Source organism: Colwellia demingiae (assembly GCF_007954275.1).
Taxonomy (GTDB): Bacteria; Pseudomonadota; Gammaproteobacteria; order Enterobacterales; family Alteromonadaceae; genus Colwellia; species Colwellia demingiae.
This window is the reverse complement of record NZ_VOLT01000009.1, coordinates 83926-107236: the sequence shown is the minus strand read 5'-3', so window position 1 is coordinate 107236 and position 23311 is coordinate 83926. Positions and strand designations below refer to the sequence as shown.

Here is a 23311-nt window from a genome sequence, read left to right as displayed (position 1 = left end):
GAAATGAGCTAATTAAAGTTAAAATAAAAAAGGATTGTTTTATGAGTAACAAAATGAATGACCAAGTGAGTGATAAGTCTAATGCGCTAGCGCAGTTAAAATTATTAAAAGCACAAATTGAGCAATCGGTTATTGGTCAGTCACATGTTGTAGACTCGCTGCTCATTGCCCTTTTAACTAATGGTAATATTTTATTAGAAGGCTTACCCGGCACGGCAAAAACCCGCTCAATTAAAACCTTAGCTCGCTCTCTTGCCGTAGATCTTGGTCGGGTACAATTCACGCCCGATTTATTACCCTCTGATGTCACGGGTACAGAGGTTTACCAAGAGGTTAACGGCAAACCCGTGCTTACTTTTCAACAAGGTCCTATTTTTAATAACCTGTTACTTGCTGATGAAATCAATAGATCGCCTGCAAAGGTACAAGCTGCGCTCTTAGAGGCGATGGAAGAAAGACAAATCACCGTTGCTGGTAAAACCTACAAATTACCTGAATTATTTATGGTATTAGCAACCCAGAACCCCATTGAACAAGAAGGCACTTACCCGTTACCTGAAGCACAAATGGATCGATTCATCATGAAAATCAATCTTGATTACCCTGATGATGCTGCTGAGGGTGAAATCATCAAATTAGTACGCAGCGAAGAAAAGAGCGTACAAGCTGTTGAGAATATTAGTCCTGATCATATTTTCACTGCCCGAGATGAAATTCATACAATTCATGCTAGCCAAGCCATCATCGATTACATTGTTGCCATCGTTATGGCAACGAGAAAGCCTGAACGATATCCTGATTCACCATTGCAACAATGGTTAACAGTTGGCTCAAGTCCAAGAGCGAGTATCGCCATTGATAAATGTGCCCGTGCGCAAGCCTGGCTAAACGGAAAAGACTTCGTTGACCCTGACGATGTTCGCTCTGTGGCACATTCCGTTCTACGCCATCGTCTAGTACTCAGTTACGACGCTTTAGCTGACGGTATTACTGCTGATGCGGTAATAGATGAAATACTTAAACAGGTGGCTGTAGCCTAAGGGGTTCATATGAGCACCAACACACCTGCTAATAAAAATAAGTCTGAAGATGGCTCTAAAGATAAGTCAGCGATTTACGTTGACCTCAATGAATTACGTCGGCTAAAGTATTTAGATAAAGGTTTTTCGTTTACACCCAATCAGCCAGCAAACAGTGCCTTAAGTGGTAAAAATGTCTCTAAACTTCGTGGTCGAGGGCTCAATTTTGAAGAGCTGCGCCATTATCGCCCAGGCGACGATATTCGCTCTATGGATTGGAAAGTCACGCAAAGAACCGGAAAACCCCATATCAAGGTGTTCACCGAAGAGCGAGAGCGCAATGTGTTTTTAGCCATAGATCAACGTATGACGATGTTCTTTGGTAGCTCAAATAAAATGAAATCAGTGATTGCCGCTGAACTTTCCGCGTTAATTGCTTGGCAAATAAGTGATAGTGGTGATCGCATTGGCGCAGTTATTTATAATGATCAACAAACTAAAGTAATACCCGCTAAACGTGGCAGACAACATGTTGTCAATTTACTCGCGGAAGTATTGAAGAAAAACCACGAGCTATCCATCGACAATAACGATCATCTACACACTGATGATAGTGAGTCCTATAACAAAATGTTGGCTACCTTAAATAAAGTCTCAAGCCATAATGGTTTAATTATTTTAATTGGTGATGGTCATGGCTTTAACGATAAAAGCACCGATTTTGTTAAGCAATTAAGGCAACATAATGAAGTTATTGCCTGCCACATTTTTGATCCCTTAGAGCAGACCTTACCCAAAATGTCACAAATGATTGTCAGTGATGGTGTGCAACAGATCCAGTTTTCTTCAGAGAAAAAGCACGTTCAAAAAAATTATGAAGCTGAAATAGCTCGTCAGTTAGAGAGTTATGTCAAAGCGGCTAAAAAGTATCGTATTCCGTTAATTGAAATAGACACTATTTCCCCTGTCGAGCAGCAATTGCGCAAAGCCCTTGGTCACAAAGCAGGAAGTAAAACTGGTGCTAAAGCAGGACATAGCACAGGAATTAAGTCATGAGTTTTGAAAAACCTTGGGGTAATTATTTACTCGAGGCCATTGTCGAAACAAAAGCACCTGACATGATTAGCTTTTGGCCTCAAACAATTGCTTGGCAACTACTTTTTATATTTATGATAATGCTTATTCTCAAAAAAATTTATCAATCATGGAAAAATTATCAAGCTAATGCCTATCGCCGCGAAGCCCTTGTTTGGCTTGCTCAATGCTCTCTTTCTAATGAAGAAGATATTAGGCAATTACCTGCATTAGTTAGAAAAACGGCTATCCTCGCCAATAATCGCCAATTGAAAGAGAGTAACTATTCTTCTAATAACAAGAATAATGGCGTAAATAAAAGTAGTGATAATATTGGCGAGAATAGTAATGAATTTTTTGCGATAAAATGCAGACAAGAAATTACCGAGTTAAGGGGAATAGCTTGGGTGAAATGGCTCGACCAACATTGTAATAAATGTCATTTTCATGAACAAGATGCACCGTATTCCTCAGACTATTACTCTTGTGAAAGGTTATTGGCTCAACTTCCCTATATGGCCAAAATAGACCTTAACAATGCTCCGTTTAATAAAGGGCTAATACAACTGCGCCAACAAATCGAGTTATGGATAAAGCATCATGAATTGCCCGTTGAGACTAAGTTAGCAGCAGGTAGTAATGGTACAGATGGAGTTGCAACATGATCGAGTTCGTTTATCCCTGGGCGTTTGTATTACTCATAGTCCCTTTTGTTGTAACCCTGTTTGCACCTGCTTATAAAGAACGAAAATCATCAATTAAGGTGCCCTACTTTGCTCGTCTGGTTGATGTAACCGGTGAAAAACCACAAAGTGGTGCGGTATTACTTAATCGCAATAACCTACAACGATTCATTGTTGCTTTCTCATGGCTGTGTATTATCACTGCTATCGCTAAACCCGAAATGATTGGTGCACCGATTAATCAAGAAAAGTCCGCGCGTGACTTAATGATAGCAGTCGATTTATCCGGCTCTATGTCAGTCGAAGATTTTACCTTACCTAACACTGCCAATGTGTTAACGAATAACACAACAAATGACACTGATACTAGTGCAACAAAAAGCAATACAAACGCCATAGCCAAAGGTGAGCAAGTTAATCGATTAGTGGCGGTTAAACATGTACTCAATGCCTTTGTTAAAAGTCGCGAACATGACAGATTAGGACTTATCCTTTTTGGTGATGCCCCATATCTGCAAGCCCCTTTTACTGATGACATAGCTACTTGGCAAGCTTTGCTTAACGAAAGCGATATCGGCATGGCTGGTCAAAGTACCGCTTTTGGTGATGCCATTGGTCTAGCCATCAGTGTTTTCCAACAATCTGACACCCAAAATCGTGTGTTAATTGTATTAACTGATGGCAATGATACTGCTTCAAAAGTTCCGCCAGTAGAAGCCGCCAAAGTTGCTGCAGCACAAGATATTAAGATATATACCATCGCCATTGGCGATCCAAGTGCTGTTGGTGAAGAAAAGGTAGATTTAGAGGTTTTAGAAGCTATGGCAGATATTACCAAAGGTAAAAGTTTTCAAGCATTAAATAGTGATGAATTATTAGAGGTTTATGCTGAGATTGATAGACTTGAACCACAGCAGTTTGACTCACTATCATTTAGGCCAAGAGTCAGTATACATCATTACCCTATCGTATTATTTGTCAGTATTTATCTGCTGGCTTTATTTATTGTCAATATTCGAATCCGCCTACAGTTAGCCAAACAACAAAGAGCTAAATTATGATTGACGATATCTCACTATTTTTTGATAACATGCAGCACTTTCACTTTCTGCGCCCTTATTGGTTACTAGCATTCATCATAATTGTTTACATTATTCGTGCCTTTTCATTACGCGATGATAGTTTAGCGCAATGGCGGTCTTTAATGTCTGCTCAAGTATTGTCGCACTTAACGGTGAGCGGTAATAATAACAACTGGTTGTCTCCACAAAAAATGTCCTTAATCCTAGCGATCCCGCTTTGTATTGTGCTAATGGGACCGACTTGGCAACAACAATCCTCACCTTTTAGTGAGAATAATGCACCACTTATCATTGCGCTTGATGTATCTAAAACCATGGAACAAGGTGACGTACAACCATCAAGGTTATTACGCGCAAAACAAAAAATCATCGAGTTACTCGAACTCAGGGGCGATAGTAAAACGGCTCTCATTGCCTTTGCTGGCAGTGCGCATGTAGTAATGCCAATAACCAATGACAGAGAAATGATCCGCCACTTTCTTGATGCATTAGATGAAAAGGTTATGCCTGTTTCCGGCAAGTTACCTGAAACTATTATCCCTTTAGCCGATAATTTATTAGCTACTTCTAGCGTGCCCGGCACGGTTTTATTAATAGGTGATGGCGCAACCAGTAATACAGTAAATAGCTTTAAAAAGTTTTTTGACAAACAAGGGGCGCAGTTGCTTGTTTGGGGCATAGGTAAATCAGCACAATCAGAGGAAGGGTCAGCCGCATTAACTACTGATATCATTCCTTTGCAACTTGAGCAGTTAAAGGCATTAACGAATGAGAGTAATGGTCGTCTGATATTAATGAGTAATGACAACAGTGATGTTAACAGGGTTAATAACTACATTAAGCACAATCTTGTCATTGTTGATGACAATAGTAGACCATGGCATGACTCGGGTTACCCTATGGTATTTGTTGTGGCGGGTATTTTCTTGTTCTGGTTTAGAAAAGGATGGACTCTGCAATGGTAAAATTAATAACAACACGGTGGTTTAACTTTTCCGCACAAACCAATCAACGAAGTTATCTTAATAAACGCTACGTTAATAAAAGTATGTTAATTAGCATAGTTGTCATCGGAAGTTGCCTTTTCGCCTACGTGAAACCACAGCAATTTGCTGACTTTTGGCTTACCCGTGATCAACGTGGACAAGTGCTGTTTAACTTGGGACATTATCAGCAGGCTAGTAACACATTTAAAAACACTCAATGGCAAGCCTATAGCAGTTATGGCGCAGAGCAATATAAAAATTCAGTTAACCTTTATGGTCAATTTACTGATGTCGAAAGTCAAATAGCCAAAGCTAATGCCCTAGCCCATGGCCGTGAATACATAAGTGCACGCAACTTATATCAACAGATATTAACAATTGAGCCACAAAACCTAGCCGCTAGCACTAACATAAAAATCGTTCAGGCCATCATTGATGAGGTAAACCGTTTATCTGCTAGTCAAGCACAAGAAGACGGAGAGTCAATAAAAGAGTTAGGTGACGAACCTCAAACAGGGGATGGCGCTGAACGTGAAGTAGCTCCCAAAGAGCAAGAAATAGAACAGCTCAGCGCAGAACAACTTCTTCTCGACCCTAGTCTAAATGATATGTGGTTGAGACAGGTACAAAAAAATCCAGCGTATTTTTTATCTCAAAAATTTTATATGCAACAAGAGATTGTTAATCAAGAAAAGAATAAAAAAATAACAACTGATAAAGATAATAGTAAAGATGGGAACAAAGGAGTTAATGATGAATAAAAAGTTTATTTCCCTACTCACATTTATTGTTCTAATTTGTCAGCTAACGGTAATACCAACCGCGACAGCGGCACAAAATATAGAGGATTTAGTTACTCAAGGTAAGTTAACGATTAACTTGCAGGTCAATCAAAAAGAGCAACAAATAGTCGGACAAGCTCTAATACTGGCTATCGAAGTATCAACAGACCGATGGTTTGCTACAGGTAGTCAAATTCAGCATTTCACCTTAAAAAATGTCGTAATGCAGGCAAACAATATTACAACAATAAATGGTAGCAAACGCATCAATGGTCAAACGTGGGCAACACAAACCCATGAAATTACACTATATCCTACCGTATCCGGCGCTTATCAAATTGATCCAATTAATGTCGATATCTCCGTTAATACAGAACACCATGGCATAGTCAGCGGCGAACTTAGTACCCAAGAAAGTAATTTTACTATTGAATTACCTAAAGCGCTTGAAGGTATTGAAAATTTCATCGTGTCGCCACAGGTAACACTAACCGTTGACGGGCAGTTCGATGAAGATAAAAACTATGCGATAGGCGAAGCCATCACGCAGACTATAACAATTACCGCCGATGACACACCGGCAATGATGATAAAGCCAATTAACTTCGTAGCGAATAATTTAGTGACGGCGAGCCTAACAGCTAATGATAAACCAGCGGATAATAAGGTGGATAATGAGAAGGTAACGTTAGATGGAGTCAGTATTTATCACAAACCCGCACAAGTCTTTGATAAGTCTAATCGTGGTACGTTATTAGGTACTCGCGTAGAGTCTTTTACTTATATTTTTGAAAAATCTGGACGTTATGTAATCGATGAGCAAGTTATCTACTGGTGGAATAGTCAAACCAACACACTTGAGCGTTTGTTGATTCCGTCATCCACATGGACAGTTTCTGACGGGGGCTTAAGCAAAATTAGTACAGCTAGTTCTTTAAAGTCGTTTAACTTCACTATTAAATCAGTAATAAACTCAATCATCGTCATAGTGTTACTAATACTTATCTCGCTAGGCTTCATAAACCGTCATTATTTATCCGCTTTATATAACAAACTCACTAAGCGAGAACAAAGGTTACTGCGTAGTGAATTTATAAATGCAGTAACCAGTAAGAATTACTTAATTGCAACGCAATACCTCTATCAATATGCCTTATTAAAAAATAAGCAAGCTTACACAGCAGGCTGCTCGCAATCTGCTACATTAAATCAATTGGCTTTCAATGAAAGTAACACAGAAAACATACCGTTAAGCTTTTCTGTAAGCGATGCTAAGGTATTAATTAGTAAAATTGATGCTAGTACATCTAAAAAAGAGGATACAGCTAATTTTACTCCTAAAGAGCGTATTAATCTTAACAGTGATTAAAGGCGTTAATAAATCATAGTGAATTAATTAACGAGTGGTGCTCCACCTTTTAGCTTTATTTTATCCATAAAAAACCCGTATTAGCTTCCACTAATACGGGTTTTATTATTTTATTTCAGCAAGTACTGGATCACCTACAGAATAAGGAAGTAAAAATGAATAATAAAATTATTCAGCTTAAATTAGCGAAATTAACATTCCTTATTTTAGTCGCTATATTTATTTAGTCACTATTTCCGTCTTCTACACGGCTTTTCAGTTTTTGGCCTGGTCTAAAGGTAACCACTTTACGGGCAGAGATTGGAATATCTTCACCCGTTTTAGGATTACGTCCAGGACGCTCGCTTTTTAAACGTAGGTCGAAATTGCCAAAACCTGAAAGCTTAACTTGATCACCGCTTTCTAAAGTTTCGCGAATTTCTTCAAAGAAGATTTCAACCATGTCTTTTGCGTCGCGCTTGCTCAGCCCAACTTTTTCAAATAAATGTTCTGCTACTTCTGCTTTGGTAAGCGCCATTGCTTAGTCCCTCAGTGATGCATTTAGTTCTGTTTTTAATGTTGCAACAACTCTATCAATGACATCAGTGATGTCTTTTTCTTCAAGAGTTTTACTGGTATCTTGTAATACTAGGGCGATAGCTAGACTTTTAAAACCGTCATCAATGCCTTGACCTTTGTATACATCAAATAAGTTTAGATCAATTAAATAATTTCCGCCAACCTTTTCAATAAGTTGTAACACATTTTTTGCATCAACATCCTCTTTTACTACTATCGCTAGGTCGCGGCGATTGGCAGGAAAGCGAGATATATCGCTGGCTTCAGGGATTTTTTGCACTAAGACTTCAGACAATAATAGTTCGAAAATTAATGTTCGACCGTTTAATCCTAATTTTCTTTCTAATTCAGGATGTAAGGTTCCAACACAACCGACAAAAACGCCATTTTTAGTGATTTGTGCCGTTTGACCCGGATGTAAAGCATCAACCTCAGCTTTTGAAAACTCATAACCTTGTGCGTCACAAGTCAGTGCCAATAAAGCTTCAACATCACCTTTAATATCATAAAAGTCAGTTGCCGCTTTTTCCATGCTCCAATGTTCATCAACACGAAGACCACTAATAACACCGGCGATCATATTTTGCTGACGAACACCGTTTTCTGCATTTTCATCTGGAACAAAACGCAAGCCAGTCTCAAATAAACGAATTCGACCTTGCTGACGATTTTGATTGTAAACCATCGACTGTAACAAACCGGTCCATAAACTTAGACGCATTACCGACATTTCAGAAGAGATTGGATGTGGTAACGTCATCACCTCTTGTCCTGGATGCAATAAGGCTTGTACTTTCGGATCAACAAAACTGTAGGTGATCGCTTCTTGGTAATCACGATTAACTAAAGCTTGTTTCAGATTTGATAAAGAAAGATTAGCTTCTTTTTGCTCACACATTTTCAAGGTAGCTTTTGGTGCAATATTTGGAATATTGTTATAACCAAAAATACGGGCAACTTCTTCAATTAAATCAACTTCGATTTTAATATCAAAACGGTAAGCTGGCACAATTACTTGCCATACTTTAGCTAGGCTTTCACCTGTAGTAGTTACAGTAAAACCAAGACGCGTAAGAATTTCACTCACTTGTGCATCTTCAATGTGATGACCAATTCGACTATCTAACATTTTACGACGTAAGTTTACGTCTTTTGTTTGTGGAATATCTGCATCAGATTTAGCTTCAACAACTGGACCTGCTTGACCACCAACAATTGTAAGTAATAATTCAGTCGCTCGCTCCATTGCATCATGCTGTAACGTTGGGTCAATACCACGTTCATAACGATGTGAAGAGTCTGTATGTAAGCCGTATTGACGTGCTTTACCTAAGATAGCTAACGGTGCAAAAAATGCACTTTCTAAAAAGATATCAGTGGTGTTATTGGTAACACCTGATTCTAGACCACCAAAGATACCTGCCATGGCTAATGCTTTGTTCTCATCAGCAATAACTAAAGTACCTTCTTTTAACGTCACTTCGTTTTCATCTAATAACGTTAATTTTTCGTCTTTATTAGCGAAACGTACGTTAATGCCACCTTCTAGCTTTGCTAAATCGAAAGCATGCATCGGATGACCCAATTCAAGTAAAATGTAGTTAGTTACATCAACAACGGGGTCTATTGAACGAGTGCCACAACGACGAAGCTTTTCTACCATCCAAAGTGGCGTCGTTGCTTTAGAGTTAATACCCTTGATAACACGACCCAAGTAACGAGGACATGCTTCGTTTGCGTCAATATTAATCGTAATAGCATCATCAATTGTTGGCGTTGCTGCAGTAATTGTTGGCTCGGTAACTTCTAAAGAGTTCAACACACCTACTTCACGAGCTAAACCTTTAAGGCCTAGACAATCACCACGGTTAGCCGTTAAATCAACGTCAATAGTCACGTCATTTAAATCTAAATATTCACGGACACATTGACCTAATGGCGCATCATTGGCTAATTCCATAATGCCATCTGAGTCATCGGCTAAACCAATTTCAGATTCACTACACAACATACCAAAAGATGGAACACCACGTAATTTTGCTTTCTTAATTTTAAAGTCGCCGGGTAATACTGCGCCGACTGTTGCAACCGCAACTTTTAAACCTAGACGACAGTTTTTAGCACCACAAACGATAGTAACTAATTCGCCTTTTTCTACCGTAGTAGAACTGTAATCGCCTAAACTAATTTTTGTTACTTGCAACTTATCAGCATCAGGATGTGGTCCACATTCAACCACTTCACCAATAACAACGCCACTAAACTCGCCTGCTACCGGATCAACACCGTCAACCTCTAAGCCAGCCATTGTTATTTGATGCGCTAAATCATCAGAAGAAAGTGCAGGATTAACCCATTCACGTAACCAAGATTCACTAAATTTCATTATGAGTTTTCCTACTTGAACTGTTTTAAGAAGCGAAGATCATTTTCAAAGAATGCACGTAAATCATTTACGCCATAACGCAGCATAGTTAAGCGTTCAACGCCCATACCAAAAGCAAAGCCTGTATAAACTTCTGGGTCTATACCAACACTACGTAAAACATTTGGGTGAACCATGCCACAGCCTAATACTTCTAACCACTTACCATTTTTACCCATGATATCTACTTCAGCAGAAGGTTCAGTGAATGGGAAGTAAGAAGGACGGAAACGAATTTCTACTTCTTCTTCAAAGAAATGATGCAAGAAGTCATGCAAAATACCTTTAAGGTGAGTAAAACTAACGTCTTTATCTACCATCAAGCCTTCAACTTGATGAAACATCGGCGTATGCGTTTGGTCATAATCGTTACGGTATACTTTACCAGGAGAGATAATGCGCAATGGCGGCTGTTCAACTTCCATAGTACGAATTTGAACACCAGATGTTTGAGTACGTAATACTAATTTAGGATTAAAGTAGAAAGTATCATGGTCTTGGCGTGCTGGATGATGCTCAGGAATATTCAACGCATCAAAGTTATGATAATCATCTTCTACTTCTGGGCCGGCTTTAACTTCAAAACCTAAATCACCAAAGAAACTTTCAATGCGCTCAATAGTGCGAGTTACTGGATGCAAACCACCAATTTGTGTGCCACGTCCAGGTAGAGTGACATCAATAGACTCCGCCGCTAATTTTTCTTTAATCTCTTGTGCACGTAATAATTCACCACGCTCGGTCAGTAATTTTTGTACCGCTTGTTTAGCAATATTAATTACTTGTCCCATTTTAGGTTTTTCTTCTTTCGGTAATTTACCTAAACCTTTCATTTGCTCGGTGAATAAACCTTTTTTCCCTAAAAAGTTAACACGCACTTGATCAAGTGCTGTTGGGTCTGATGCTTGTGCAATGGCAACTTCAGCCTGCGCTACAATGCTATCTATCGTGGTGGTGTCTAAGTTCATGATTTCCTCTAAAACGGGGTAAATAAACGACTTTAATTAGCTTTTCTTATGAAAAAAGGCCAGCTGGTTAAGCCATTTACCAATAGACTAAGTTAAATAATAAAAATGCGATTGATTTTACACGAAAACTTAGCTTTAGGTAGCAGTAATAACGGCTTTTTTAATGATATATAGTCAAACTACATAAGGATGGAGGTTTCAACAGGAATTATAAACGCTTTTAGATAGGAGTTGATTGAAGATATGCTCGAAATCGGCACACAAACGCAGTATGACCTTTAGTATGCCTTTAACAAAATGTCTTCATACAGAATAAATAAAGAGGTATTAATTATTACGTTCTCTTTATTGATTTTTTGCTTCGCTTTCACGTTTAACTAAAAGAAAGGTCAGATACATTTTTGTCGGTAAGGAAAATACCAAGCCAAAGGCAATACACATAGCACTAATAATAATGCCTGTTACGCCGAGTGACTCCATATAACCACTAAATGAGTGTAAGTAAATTCCTAACAGAATCAGAGATATTCCAATGCAAATAGAAGTTTTTAATAATAGAACTAAGCGTTTTTCTGTCATAAATTACTCTGTAAAAATTAAAAATAATAAAAATTTAATACAAAGATAATATATCAACATTAAACATCATCACTTATTGAGCAAGATCATTGTCTTGTACAATAAGTGACTAACTTTACTTTTACCCTTACTTTTAGCTTAAAGAATCCAATATAGCTTCTACAGGATGTCTGGCTTTCAAATCACTAAAACGCTTCACTTGTGAACGACAAGAAAAGCCAGTTGCCAATACTTGTTCGCTCGCTAGAGTTTCTAGCTTTGCCTGCCAGCTCAATTCAAATAAACCTTTAGAATTATCTACATTCGTTTTTTCATGTCCGTAAGTGCCTGCCATTCCGCAACAACCGACACTCACTTTTTCTAAGGCTAAACCGAAGTGGTCAAAAATAGATTGCCATTCATTTTCACTATTTACTAAAGCAGTTTTTTCTGTGCAATGTGAGAAGAGTTTGAAGACCTTCCCTTTTGGATGTTCTGTTAAGGCCAATGTCCCCTTAAAAGCAGTATCTTCTTTAATAAAAGTTAATAACCATTCATGGGCAAGCAATACCGAAAAGTTACCGCGTTTTTCTTGCAACGTTTTAGCGTACTCATCGCGGTAACACAGCACCATTGAGGCATCCATTCCCAACATAGGAATTTCAAGTGCCGCTAGTTGATTTAAAAAATCACTGCTTGATTTTGCTGTTTTAGCGAAACGTGCTAAAAAGCCTTTAACATGTTGCGCTTTACCATTTGGCTTGAAGGGCAATAAAATAGGCTCTAAACCCAACTTTTTAATCAGGCTCATCATACTTTCTACCGTGGTAGCATCATAAAACGAGGTGAAAGGGTCTTGTACTATCAGTACATAACCTTTGCGTTGTTGCGTGGTTAATCCCTGTAATTTACTTAAATCAAAACCAGAAAAACCCGCTTTTTTCACTTGTTTTTTTAAGGTAGGTACAGATAGTAAAGGCGTATTAACATAACCAATCGTTTTGGCTGATAGCTTGTCATAGATCTTAGTGTTAAGGACCGCATTAACAATTTTAGGCGCTTTAGCCATTAATGGCGCAAGTATCTCCACGTTAGCGACAAGGTGATCTTTTAACGGTCTGGCATAACGAGAGTAATATATATTGATAAAGCGTGACCTAAAATCAGGCACATCTACTTTGATAGGACATTGGCTCGCACATGCTTTACACGCTAAACAACCTTGCATTGCATCCATTACTTCATGAGAGAAATCACCATTACCATTTTCATCTTGTTGCGGTTTACTAATAAAATTAATGCGAAGTTTATCAGCGGCATTCGTTAATATCTCTTTAACCGACCAAATGCTTTTAGATGCATTAATGTTATCTTCTAGTTTAAGAATATCAACACCCTGTTTCTCTAATAAACGTAACCATTCACGCATTAATCCAGCACGACCTTTGGGAGAGTGACGTCTATCACGGGTAATTTTGCTCGATGGGCACATTGGGCTATCAGCATCATAGTTAAAGCACAAACCGTTGCCGTTACAATCCATTGCGGCAGTAAATGACTCTTTAACCGTCACAGGGATTTGTCTATCGTAATAACCGCGCTTGGTATCATCAACGCTTACTAATTGCTCACTTGAGTCAATTGGCGTACAAATTTTACCAGGGTTCATTTTATTAAGCGGGTCAAACACCGCTTTTATTTTTCTAAGTTCGTTAAACAGGTGCTCACCAAAAAACTCAGGGCCATATTCACTGCGATAGCCCTTACCGTGTTCACCCCACATAAGACCACCGTATTTAGCCGTTAGTTTAACGACCTCATCAGAAATGGTGCGTAATAATTTTTCTTGCTCAGGATCGCACATATCAAGTGCTGGGCGTACATGTAACACCCCAGCATCGACATGACCAAACATGCCATAATTTAATTCATAACCATCTAATAGTGCACGAAACTCAGCAATAAAATCAGCAAGATTTTCTGGCGGTACCGCTGTATCTTCAGCAAAGGCTAGCGGTTTTTGACTACCTTCCGCTTTACCTAACAGACCAACCGCTTTTTTACGCATGGCATAAATTTTGTTAATACTGGCAAGATCTGAAGTCACTTGATAACCAATGACGCCACGACTTTCTGATGACTTATCTAATGAACCATCTTTGCTAATTAAAACATCAAGGCCTGAGGTGAGTTCTGCAACCTGAGCAGCTAAACCTTCAATGCTATCGCCGTTATATTCAACAACGTTAATGCCATCCATCACTTTTCCTGGCACATCAGTGATTAAATCACTGACACTGTGCCAAACAATATCTTGCTTCGCGAGATTTAATACCCTTGAATCTATGGTTTCTACTGACGTTGCTTTGGCTTCAACCAACGCAGGGGAATGACGCAGTGCAGAGTCAAAACTATCGTATTTGATATTAATCAGTGTTTTAGCAACACGAATAGGATTAATGTTTAACTTTGCTTCGCATACAAACGCTAATGAGCCTTCAGAGCCAGTGATCAAGCGTGATAAATCAACGCCAATAATGTCACCATCATCGTTTGCTTTTAATACGTTCTCTAAATCATAACCCGTTAAAAAACGATTTAATCGTGGAAATGTCTTTAACACTAATTCGCGATTTTCAATACATGAGTCAATTACTTGCGCCATAATCCTTGCATGAGAAGTTGAATGAGAGCTTGCAGCAGTGTCTCCATGATTATTGCCCTCAATAGTACTTTGCTCAGCTAAGTCCTTTGCTTGCGCTAAAGTCATTGGCTCTGTATTCAATACTTCACCATTAACAAGTACCGACTCTAAGGCTAAAACATGGTTAGACGTTTTTCCATAAACTAACGAGCCTTGTCCAGAAGCATCAGTATTGATCATACCGCCAACAGTGGCTCGGTTCGAGGTAGATAGATCTGGGGCAAAGAAAAAACCATGAGGGCGTAAATAATCATTGAGTTGATCTTTAATCACACCGGCTTCGACACGTACCCACTTTTGCTCAACATTGATCTCTAATACTTTATTCATGTATTTAGATAAATCAATCACAACACCCGGTGTTAAGCTCTGTCCGTTAGTACCGGTACCACCACCACGTGCGCTGAATTTTATACTAAGATATTGCGCATTACTGGCTGTTTTAGCCAGTAACACAATATCGGCTTTAGAACGTGGATGAATAACCAATTGCGGCAACTGCTGATAAATGCTGTTGTCGGTTGCGACTGATAGTCTCGCACTGTAACTGGCATTAATATCACCAGTAAAGTTTTTGTCTTTTAATGAACTAACAAAATCGTCATATAAAGGAGGAAGATGATTTTTATGGCTAATATGGGGAAGCATAACGACTTAACTTTTTTTAAAACAGGACAGTATTTCGAGTATATCATGTTGAAAATGAATTTTTACTCCATTTAGACGCTGATATTCAATAATATTAATGAAAAATGAATATTTATTTGAAAAACCAACTCGACACTTCTTTAATGCAGCAATGTCCATTATTCAACAAATTATTACACCAACCGTTAACTATGAGTAGAGCAAAGAGGTAATTTTCAATCACCCTTTGCTATGTCTCGTGAAAATGTACAACAACTTCTGGTAAAAAACTGATCTTAAAGTAGATATTTTAATAGCTAATAATAATATTTTCTCTGAAATAACTTACTTATATAGGAACTTTATTTGTAAATAAATCGTGCTTTTATTCTTAGTAACAAACAACTCTGATTTGAGTATTATTCAATTAATTGAATTCATATCACAAAAAAATAAAAAAAATGAAAGATAAAGGCATAAACGGCTATCTATATGCTTAATCGTTAATATTAAAAATTTAAGAGAAACTTAACATGAGTTTGATCATTAGAAATCTTACAGCCTTTACCTTTATCAGTTGTTTGTTGTTATTTACCACAAGTGCCCATGCTGAATCTGAAATATATACCGAATATTTCAGTGACCTTGCTGTTTCGGGTTACGACGCTGTCGCTTATTTCAAACAAGGTAAGCCGGTTAAAGGCGATAACGACTATAGCTTTGAATATAAAAAAGCAACTTGGCAGTTTAGTTCTCAAGCTCATTTAGCACTTTTTAAAGCTAATCCAGAAAAGTATGCACCACAATACGGTGGTTATTGCGCTTGGGCTGCCGCAGATGGCCGTACCGCGAGTGGTGATCCTCTTCAGTGGACCATAATCGATAATAAACTTTACTTAAACTATAACGCTGCAGTTAAAGAGGATTGGTTAAAAGACGCTGAACAATTCATTATTGATGCCGACAAACAATGGCCTGGTATTTTAAAATAATCACATCATAGCTACTTAATTGAAGTAGAAGATACAGAGAGAAATTATGAAAAATCGTATTATCCCCATTTTTAGTTGGGTAGTTGTTGCATGGACTTGTAAGGTGTTTTTATCATCATTGCCTTATAAATTTTCTGGTCACCCTGATACCCAGCATATATTCGGCACTATTGGTGTTTGGATGCAAGAAACGATAGCTCCTGGCCTTGGTCAGTGGTTTGTAGAACATGGCGCCGTTGCCGTTGGTATGTTCGAACTGTTCGCATCGTTATTACTGTTATCACCGATTGCCTTTTGGGCAGTAAAAAAGCTCAACCTAGTGAACAAAGTACCATCACGTGAATTAGTTCATACCCTTGGTGGTTTGTTATCAGCTGGCGTAATGGCTGGCGCGATGTTTTTTCACTTAGTAACACCATTAGGCATTGAAGTATTACATAACGGCGTAAGCGACGGTGGTTCACTGTTTTACGCAGCAGTATCAATATTTATTTTAGGGCTTGTTTTAGCGGCAGTTAATGGCGCAATTGTTCGTCGTCAACACAATGAAAATAACCACTAACATTCACAAATAATATTCACTAATAAATAGGGGCCATAATTAGATGTTCATCCGAATCTTACTTATTTTAAGCTATGTCGTGTCATGTATTCGATTGTGCGTTAAACCCTGGTATTACTTTCGATTAAACGCCCCTTACTTCAATGAAAATAAAGGGCTGTTTTCTAAATTAGATATCGATAGGCTAATCCCTAATCAGTGGCGCGTGGAGCAATGGGTGGATGACGGCACGAGGGAGCCGACCGAGTTTCCTGTATTTGTTAAACCTGAATGGGGACAAAATTCGCGGGGGATTTCTCGTGCTGACAACTTGATGCAAATTCAACAATTACGTCTACAGCGCAAAACGAGCAACATGCGTTATTTAGTTCAAGAGGCGGCGCGTGGTGCGATTGAATTTGAAATATTCACTATTGCCAGTCATCATGATTTAGCCAAACACGCCGTGTTATCTGTTACTCAGGTTAATAATAGCAGTTCAGATAAATTCCCCATCAACGGGATTTACAACAAAACAACGCAATACCACGACATTACGCCAGAATTGTCTCGCGAGCAGCTTGAAAAAATATCTCTACACGCCAGCGCTATTGGGAAATTTAAAATTTCTCGGTTGGGTGTTCGAGCAGACTCAATAGCAGCGTTAGTGGCCGGGAAATTTGAGGTAATAGAAATTAACTTATTTGTGCCCATGCCACTTGTCTTATTGTGTCAGCAGCGCCGAACAATTGATAACATACGTTTTGTTTTTAACGCTATGTATTCTCTGGCTAATGTCACTAAACGAATTCCTAAAAACCAGCCTCATAAGGCAATATTTTTTAGAAAACTAGGGTTGATGCGTCAACATACGATAAAAGAAAATGAGGTTGGCAATGAAAGCCATTAAGAAAATTATATACGCGTGGATCAGTCAAAAATTCATGGGTGGATGCAGTAGTTACAATTCGTTAGAAACACGCAAGGGCTGTCGCTCGAAAGAACAAGCGCGCGATGTTTTTTCAAAAGGTAGTATTCCTCATGCCCAAGGTAAAATATTCTTTAACCCTTGGGTCGCTCATCAATTTGCTAAAGAACATGGATTTCCATTAGTTATTAAACCCAATGTAAGTGGTTTTTCGCGCGGTAGTCATTTTCCTATTACTAACTTTAGACAATTATATAAGGCCATATTTTTGGCGAAACTGTGGTGGCCATCGACGGTTGTTGAACAATATTTACAAGGGAAGAACTATCGCGTCGTGGTCATTAAAGGCCAAGTGATGTCGGTGATTGAACGTTTCGCCCCCTTTGTAATGGGCGACGGAAAAATGACAATCCATGAGCTCATTGATCAAGAAAATGTTGTGCGTGAATCGATGGAATTATTTCCGTGTATTTCACCTCTTAAAAAAAATGCCACAACGGTTAATTTTTTAAAGAAGCAAAATTTAACTATGGATGACATTCCCGCTGAAGGTGATGTGATCACTTTATTTTATCGGATTTCATTAGCACCAGGTGGTGTTGTTAAAACGATCGATAAAACAACTATATCGATGAAAAATACAGCGTTATTTTTAAAAGTATTAGACTTGTTTGACGCGAATATATTAGGTATTGATGTTATTTTTGAACAAGACATTACCAAAGATTATACCGAGCAAAAATGCATATTTTTAGAAGTGAATTCACGTCCTTATTTAAAAATGCATGATTACCCTCGCTTTGGTAAGAAAGAAGATTTAACACCCTATTTCAGACAGCTTGAACAGCTTGATATTAGTCAGGCAGATATTTTTTAATGAAGGGAATTGCTCGACTATTTTATCGCTTTGCTGGCATTCATTCACTATTAATAGGTTTGTTACCGTTTTTCATTCCCGTTTTGTTATGGCAGCAAGGTTATCGATTAACTGAAGTTAGTTTATTTATTGCCCTGACGGGTGTTGGTTTTATGATAGCTCTAGCAGGCTGGAAAGCACTATATGATCGCCGCCATTGGCGCGCTATTTTAATTGCTTCTTTTATCGCTGAATTAGCATTGGTTGCTAGTTTAATTCTTGCAACACTTTTGTTTGAACGCAGCGTGACACTATTTATCTTGGCTGCTTTGCTTAATGGTATTTACAATTGTTTTTATTGGATTACGCAACGCACCTTATTTAGCGCAATGACCCAAGCTCAAACCGGTAATCAAACATAGAACAAAACAGGAAAGCAATTCGGTAACTTTCAAATTGTTATCGTTATATTTTTAAAAATAGGCATATTAATGGGCGGGTATTTTCTCGCACAGCAACAAGCACTGTGGTTGTTGGTGATTAGTACTTTACTCTCTGTAGCAGCGTATTTTGGCTTATGTAGACAGGCTAACTATAACGAGAGTCAGCTAACGCCAATTGACAAAGCAGCCATAATCGATTGGCGGCAAAAATTGGTCTTTACAATCGATGGTGTTTTTCTGTTTTGTGAGAGTTATTTTTGGGTATTAACGCTATTTTTTATCACCAATAATAACGTGATGGATCTGGGTTTGTTAGTGGTTGGATTAACGGTCGTACTAAGCATCATTTTTTGGGGAATTAAAAACACCATAGATAAGTTAAATCAACGCTACGTGTTCTACTCCGCCATCGTATTATATGCCGTATCCTGGGTTATTAGGGGCAGTGTTACCAGCCAGACCGAACACTATATTTTGTTGGCTAGCATTATTGTTATTGCCTTTTTAACTACTTTTTTTAGGTTAAGTTTTAATAAACAGTTTTTTGATGATGCTAATGCACAGCAACCCTTAGCATTTATCATAAGGAAAAGTTATTTGTCCCAACGGGGGCTTGTGGTGTTTTTTGCGTTGTTATCATTGGCTTTAATGATAATGGGTGAATCAGCTAACACATTACCTTTATTTTATTGGTGTTTAGCGCCAATAGCAGTGTTGTATGGAATATATCCCTTACGACATCAAACACATTTGCAGTCGGAATTGAACAATGAATAAAATTATTAACGGTAGCATCGAATCATTAGAGCAAATGATAGATTTTATCACTGGCCTCAGTGATGAAGCATATATGATGGCGCCTAAACCATTATTTAATAGCTCTATTGGCCAACATTTACGTCATATTCTCGACGTTTATCTGGCATTAATGAACAGTGATAATCTAGAAAAAATTAATTACGACATCCGCCGAAGAGGGCTAGCGCTTGAGACTGTTCGCAGTGAAGGCCTTATCGAATTAAATGTAATACACCAGTGGCTTGTGACATTTGATATAGATTTGCTCACCCTGCCAACTACCGTTCAAAGTGAGGTATCGGTGTGTAGTGAGCAATCAGCACAAATGGCGTCATCTATGGGACGTGAATTATGTTTTGCTTCAAGTCATTTAACACATCATTTAGCGCTGATGGCAGCTATTGCTAAGTTTTTGGGGCATCAAGTTAACGATGAATTAGGCGTGGCACCTACCACTGCCACTTTTTTACGTAGCCAACAGCAAAAGAGTGATACATGTGCACCGTAAGTTGGCTAGTTGAGAACAATGATTATCATGTATTTTTTAACCGCGACGAACAACGAACTCGCAGCTTGGCCATAGCACCCCAGTCAATCACCATAAATAGTAGCACAGCCTTAATGCCGATTGATCCCGATGGAAACGGCACTTGGATAAGCACTAATGAGTTTGGCTTGAGTTTATGCCTGTTAAATTACTATCAAGGCATTAAACCTCGCGGGACTTTGGTCAGTCGTGGCTTATTAGTTAAAGCATTGTCAGCGAAAAAAACGGTACAAGAGGCGCATCAACAACTGCTGCAATCAACACTTAATGATTATGCATCATTTAGCTTATTAGCCTTTGGTTACGACGCTAGTGGCCAATTTGTGCAACAAACATGGCAGTGGAGCGGAGAACAGTTAACGCAAAAACAACTGAACAGTCCTTTTACTTCATCATCGGTTAAATTTGAACAAGTCAGTGCATCTCGTCATGCCCTTGCAAACCGCATGAAAATGAACAATGTGGCTGATCTAGCACGTTATCATCAAAGTCATCAACCTGACAAAAGTCACTTGTCTGCTTGCATGCACCGCACTGATGCCAAAAGCGTTAGTGTTAGCCATATCCATGTCAGTGAAGAGAAGAGCTTTTTTCATTATAAAAATGCATCACCCTGTTCTAATCAACCGTTTGTGACAACTGAACTAGAACGTTAAAAAACGTAAAGTACCAAGTCATTGAAATAACCATTGACCATTTTCACTAAGCTCAATGACAACAATGGATAGGTGGCAGAACCCAAACGATACAATACCGTTCCCAAGCCACTGAATACACAGCCCATAAACTATCGACGTAAAAAAACACGTTATCTCCAAAGAGGCTAACGTGTTTTTAATGTACTCGAGAAACAATATGACTATTGCTTCTCTTATTGAGTTTTACTGCTTATTTAAGCTAAGTGCTAACTAAGCTTTCTTTGCTAATTGCTCAGCAAGGTATAACCATGTTGGTAATACTGTATCTGGGTTTAACGAGACGCTATCAATGCCCTGCTCTACTAACCAAGCAGCAAAGTCTTCATGATCTGAAGGTCCTTGACCACAAATACCCACGTATTTACCACGTGCTTTACAGGCTTTTATCGCCATCGCTAATAATATTTTTATCGCAGGATCTCGTTCATCAAATAAATGCGCGATTAAACCTGAGTCTCTATCTAAACCAAGCGTTAGCTGAGTTAAATCATTTGAGCCAATAGAGAAACCATCAAAGTAATCAAGGAACTGATCAGCCAATAGCGCATTTGATGGTAATTCACACATCATAATAATGCGTAAACCATTTTCGCCACGTTTCAAGCCATGCTCAGCTAAAATATCAATAACTGCTGCTGCTTCACCTAAGGTACGAACAAACGGTATCATTACTTCAACATTGGTTAAATCCATGTCGTTACGAACACGTTTTATCGCTTCACATTCAAGGGCAAAACAATCTCTGAAATCTTTAGAGATATAACGCGCTGCACCACGATAACCAATCATAGGGTTTTCTTCGTGCGGTTCATACGCTTCGCCGCCAACAAGGTTAGCGTACTCATTTGATTTAAAATCAGACATGCGCACAATCACTTTCTCTGGTGAGTATGCTGCAGCTAACGTTGAAATACCTTCAGTTAGCTTAGCAATATAAAACTCAACAGGGCTTTCGTAACCCACGATAATATCATTAATTTCGTCTTGTAATTCAGCAGGCTGAGTATCGAAATTAAGTAGTGCTTTAGGGTGAATACCAATCATTTTATTGATGATAAACTCTAAGCGCGCTAAACCAATACCAGCATGAGGTAAACGGGCAAAAGCAAAAGCTCTGTCTTGGTTACCAACATTCATCATGATTTTAAGTGGCAACTCTGGCATATCATTAATTTCAGAAGTCTTCACTTCGTAATCTAACTTACCACGGTAAATAAAACCGGTATCACCTTCAGCGCACGAAACGGTTACGTTATCGCCAGCGTTAATAAGCTCAGTAGCATTACCACAACCAACAACAGCAGGAATACCCATTTCACGTGCAATAATAGCAGCATGACAGGTTCTTCCACCGCGATTAGTCACAATCGCTGAAGCGCGTTTCATGATAGGTTCCCAATCAGGGTCTGTCATATCAGTAACTAATACATCGCCAGGCAGGATTTTATCCATTTCAGATAGTGACGATAAAACCTTCGCTTCACCACTACCTATTTTGTGACCAATTGAACGCCCTTCACAAACAACTGTTAGGTTATCGTTAGTTTGTAGTTGGAACTGCTCCATAACATTGGCATTCTCACGACTTCGAACTGTTTCAGGTCGTGCTTGAACAATATATAACTTGCCATCTAAGCCATCTTTTGCCCATTCAATATCCATTGGATGACCATAATGTTTTTCAATAATTACCGCTTGTTTAGCTAGTTCTTCAACTTCGCTATCGGTTAATGAAAAACGGTTAGAATCAGCTTCATCAATATCAACAATCTCAACTTGCTTAGAATGTTCTTGGCTATCTGAGTACACCATTTTAATAGCTTTGCTACCAATATTACGACGTACTACAGCAGGTTTGCCTTTAGCTAGTGTTGGTTTGTGAACATAAAACTCATCAGGGTTTACCGCGCCCTGTACCACCATTTCACCTAAACCAAAGCTTGACGTGATGAAAACAACTTGGTCAAAACCAGACTCAGTATCAATAGAGAACATAACACCTGAAGCAGAAATATCACTTCGTACCATTTGCTGAATGCCAGCAGATAGTGCAACACCACGATGGTCATAGCCTTGATGAACACGGTATGAAATAGCTCTGTCATTAAAAAGCGATGCAAATACATGCTTAATAGCAACCATCACTGAATCAAAACCGCGCACGTTTAAAAAAGTTTCTTGTTGGCCAGCAAAAGAGGCATCAGGCATATCTTCTGCTGTGGCAGAAGAACGTACCGCAAAAGAAGCATCTTCTGAAAAGTCACCGGCAAGTTTTGCGTAAGCAGCTTCAATATCAGTCTGCATTTGAGGGAGAAATGGGGTGTCAATTATCCATTGACGGATAATAGCACCACATTTACCAAGCGCACTAATATCGTCTACGTCTAAATCATCGAGGAGTTGGTAAATTTTTTCATTAATGCCGCTTTGCTCTAAAAATTCATTAAAGGCAAACGACGTGGTAGCAAACCCAGTAGGTACTTGCACGCCAACATTCGCTAAGTTAGAAATCATTTCACCAAGCGATGCATTTTTACCGCCTACGCGGTCTACATCGTTCATGCCTAAGCTTTGATACCAAAGAACATTTTCTTGCACGTCACTTCTCCAATTAAAAAATAAATTTGATTATTTGTTTATCTATTTATTTGTCGCTAAATACATTCTACACTG

Annotated in this window: 21 protein-coding genes; 15 read left to right on the top strand and 6 right to left on the bottom strand. The window is 38.7% G+C overall.

Features of this window, described 5'->3' with window-relative positions:
* The first annotated feature begins 41 nt into the window (after nucleotides 1-41).
* Genes ESZ36_RS16590 through ESZ36_RS16560 form a run of 7 tightly spaced genes read left to right on the top strand, consistent with a single transcriptional unit; the run spans nucleotide 42 to nucleotide 6995 of the window.
* Complete coding sequence (locus tag ESZ36_RS16590) at nucleotides 42-1040, top strand: AAA family ATPase (RefSeq protein ID WP_211357805.1); 999 nt, start codon at nucleotides 42-44, stop codon at nucleotides 1038-1040.
* A 9-nt stretch (nucleotides 1041-1049) separates the two neighbouring features.
* Entirely contained in the window at nucleotides 1050-2075 is a 1026-nt protein-coding gene (locus tag ESZ36_RS16585) for a DUF58 domain-containing protein (protein WP_146789918.1), read from the top strand.
* Nucleotides 2072-2758, top strand: coding sequence for a DUF4381 domain-containing protein (locus ESZ36_RS16580; RefSeq protein WP_146789916.1), 687 nt, complete (start codon nucleotides 2072-2074; stop codon nucleotides 2756-2758). The genes ESZ36_RS16585 and ESZ36_RS16580 overlap by 4 nt, the downstream gene beginning before the upstream one ends.
* Nucleotides 2755-3837, top strand: coding sequence for a VWA domain-containing protein (locus ESZ36_RS16575; RefSeq protein WP_146789914.1), 1083 nt, complete (start codon nucleotides 2755-2757; stop codon nucleotides 3835-3837). Before ESZ36_RS16580 ends, ESZ36_RS16575 begins: the two co-directional genes overlap by 4 nt.
* Nucleotides 3834-4823 carry a vWA domain-containing protein gene (locus ESZ36_RS16570; RefSeq protein ID WP_146789912.1) on the top strand — a complete coding sequence of 330 codons (990 nt, stop codon included), beginning with the start codon at nucleotides 3834-3836 and terminating at the stop codon, nucleotides 4821-4823. Before ESZ36_RS16575 ends, ESZ36_RS16570 begins: the two co-directional genes overlap by 4 nt.
* Nucleotides 4817-5605, top strand: a complete 789-nt coding sequence (locus ESZ36_RS16565) for a hypothetical protein (protein WP_146789910.1) — start codon at nucleotides 4817-4819, stop codon at nucleotides 5603-5605. The genes ESZ36_RS16570 and ESZ36_RS16565 overlap by 7 nt, the downstream gene beginning before the upstream one ends.
* Nucleotides 5595-6995, top strand: coding sequence for a hypothetical protein (locus ESZ36_RS16560; protein WP_246129141.1), 1401 nt, complete (start codon nucleotides 5595-5597; stop codon nucleotides 6993-6995). The genes ESZ36_RS16565 and ESZ36_RS16560 overlap by 11 nt, the downstream gene beginning before the upstream one ends.
* 223 nt (nucleotides 6996-7218) lie before the next feature.
* Here the strand turns inward: ESZ36_RS16560 and ESZ36_RS16555 are convergent, their stop codons facing one another.
* From ESZ36_RS16555 to ydiJ, 5 genes are all read right to left on the bottom strand, one after another.
* Nucleotides 7219-7512: an integration host factor subunit alpha gene (locus ESZ36_RS16555; protein WP_011043782.1), complete on the bottom strand. Its 294-nt coding sequence runs from the start codon at nucleotides 7510-7512 to the stop codon at nucleotides 7219-7221.
* 3 nt (nucleotides 7513-7515) lie between these two features.
* Nucleotides 7516-9939 carry a phenylalanine--tRNA ligase subunit beta gene (gene pheT / locus ESZ36_RS16550; protein WP_146789909.1) on the bottom strand — a complete coding sequence of 808 codons (2424 nt, stop codon included), beginning with the start codon at nucleotides 9937-9939 and terminating at the stop codon, nucleotides 7516-7518.
* Nucleotides 9940-9950: 11 nt separating this feature from the next.
* Nucleotides 9951-10946, bottom strand: coding sequence for a phenylalanine--tRNA ligase subunit alpha (pheS, locus tag ESZ36_RS16545; RefSeq protein ID WP_146789907.1), 996 nt, complete (start codon nucleotides 10944-10946; stop codon nucleotides 9951-9953).
* Nucleotides 10947-11291: 345 nt separating this feature from the next.
* On the bottom strand, nucleotides 11292-11525 hold the full coding sequence (locus tag ESZ36_RS16540; RefSeq protein WP_146789905.1) for a hypothetical protein: 234 nt from the start codon (nucleotides 11523-11525) through the stop codon (nucleotides 11292-11294).
* Nucleotides 11526-11658: 133 nt separating this feature from the next.
* Nucleotides 11659-14856: a D-2-hydroxyglutarate dehydrogenase YdiJ gene (ydiJ, locus tag ESZ36_RS16535; RefSeq protein ID WP_146789903.1), complete on the bottom strand. Its 3198-nt coding sequence runs from the start codon at nucleotides 14854-14856 to the stop codon at nucleotides 11659-11661.
* A gap of 512 nt (nucleotides 14857-15368) precedes the next feature.
* Between ydiJ and ESZ36_RS16530 the strand changes: the two genes are divergently transcribed.
* The 8 genes from ESZ36_RS16530 (at nucleotide 15369) to ESZ36_RS16495 (ending at nucleotide 20596) form a co-directional block, all read left to right on the top strand.
* Complete coding sequence (locus ESZ36_RS16530; RefSeq protein ID WP_146789901.1) at nucleotides 15369-15827, top strand: YHS domain-containing (seleno)protein; 459 nt, start codon at nucleotides 15369-15371, stop codon at nucleotides 15825-15827.
* Between the two features lie 46 nt (nucleotides 15828-15873).
* Nucleotides 15874-16389, top strand: coding sequence for a hypothetical protein (locus ESZ36_RS16525; RefSeq protein WP_146789899.1), 516 nt, complete (start codon nucleotides 15874-15876; stop codon nucleotides 16387-16389).
* A 43-nt stretch (nucleotides 16390-16432) separates the two neighbouring features.
* Entirely contained in the window at nucleotides 16433-17278 is an 846-nt protein-coding gene (locus ESZ36_RS16520) for a hypothetical protein (protein WP_146789897.1), read from the top strand.
* The gene (locus tag ESZ36_RS16515; RefSeq protein WP_146789895.1) at nucleotides 17265-18173 is read left to right on the top strand and encodes a cyanophycin synthetase; all 909 of its coding nucleotides are present in this window, start codon (nucleotides 17265-17267) and stop codon (nucleotides 18171-18173) included. Before ESZ36_RS16520 ends, ESZ36_RS16515 begins: the two co-directional genes overlap by 14 nt.
* A complete protein-coding gene (locus ESZ36_RS16510) occupies nucleotides 18173-18574 on the top strand; it encodes a hypothetical protein (RefSeq protein WP_146789894.1) in 402 nt (133 codons plus the stop codon). The genes ESZ36_RS16515 and ESZ36_RS16510 overlap by 1 nt, the downstream gene beginning before the upstream one ends.
* Before the next feature lie 69 nt (nucleotides 18575-18643).
* Nucleotides 18644-19372, top strand: coding sequence for a hypothetical protein (locus ESZ36_RS16505; RefSeq protein WP_146789892.1), 729 nt, complete (start codon nucleotides 18644-18646; stop codon nucleotides 19370-19372).
* A complete protein-coding gene (locus tag ESZ36_RS16500) occupies nucleotides 19365-19901 on the top strand; it encodes a DinB family protein (RefSeq protein ID WP_146789890.1) in 537 nt (178 codons plus the stop codon). Before ESZ36_RS16505 ends, ESZ36_RS16500 begins: the two co-directional genes overlap by 8 nt.
* Complete coding sequence (locus ESZ36_RS16495; RefSeq protein ID WP_146789889.1) at nucleotides 19889-20596, top strand: NRDE family protein; 708 nt, start codon at nucleotides 19889-19891, stop codon at nucleotides 20594-20596. The genes ESZ36_RS16500 and ESZ36_RS16495 overlap by 13 nt, the downstream gene beginning before the upstream one ends.
* A 252-nt stretch (nucleotides 20597-20848) precedes the next feature.
* On the opposite strand, the gene ppsA is transcribed toward ESZ36_RS16495, so the two are convergent.
* The gene (gene ppsA, locus ESZ36_RS16490) at nucleotides 20849-23236 is read right to left on the bottom strand and encodes a phosphoenolpyruvate synthase (protein WP_146789887.1); all 2388 of its coding nucleotides are present in this window, start codon (nucleotides 23234-23236) and stop codon (nucleotides 20849-20851) included.
* Between the last annotated feature and the right edge of the window lie 75 nt (nucleotides 23237-23311).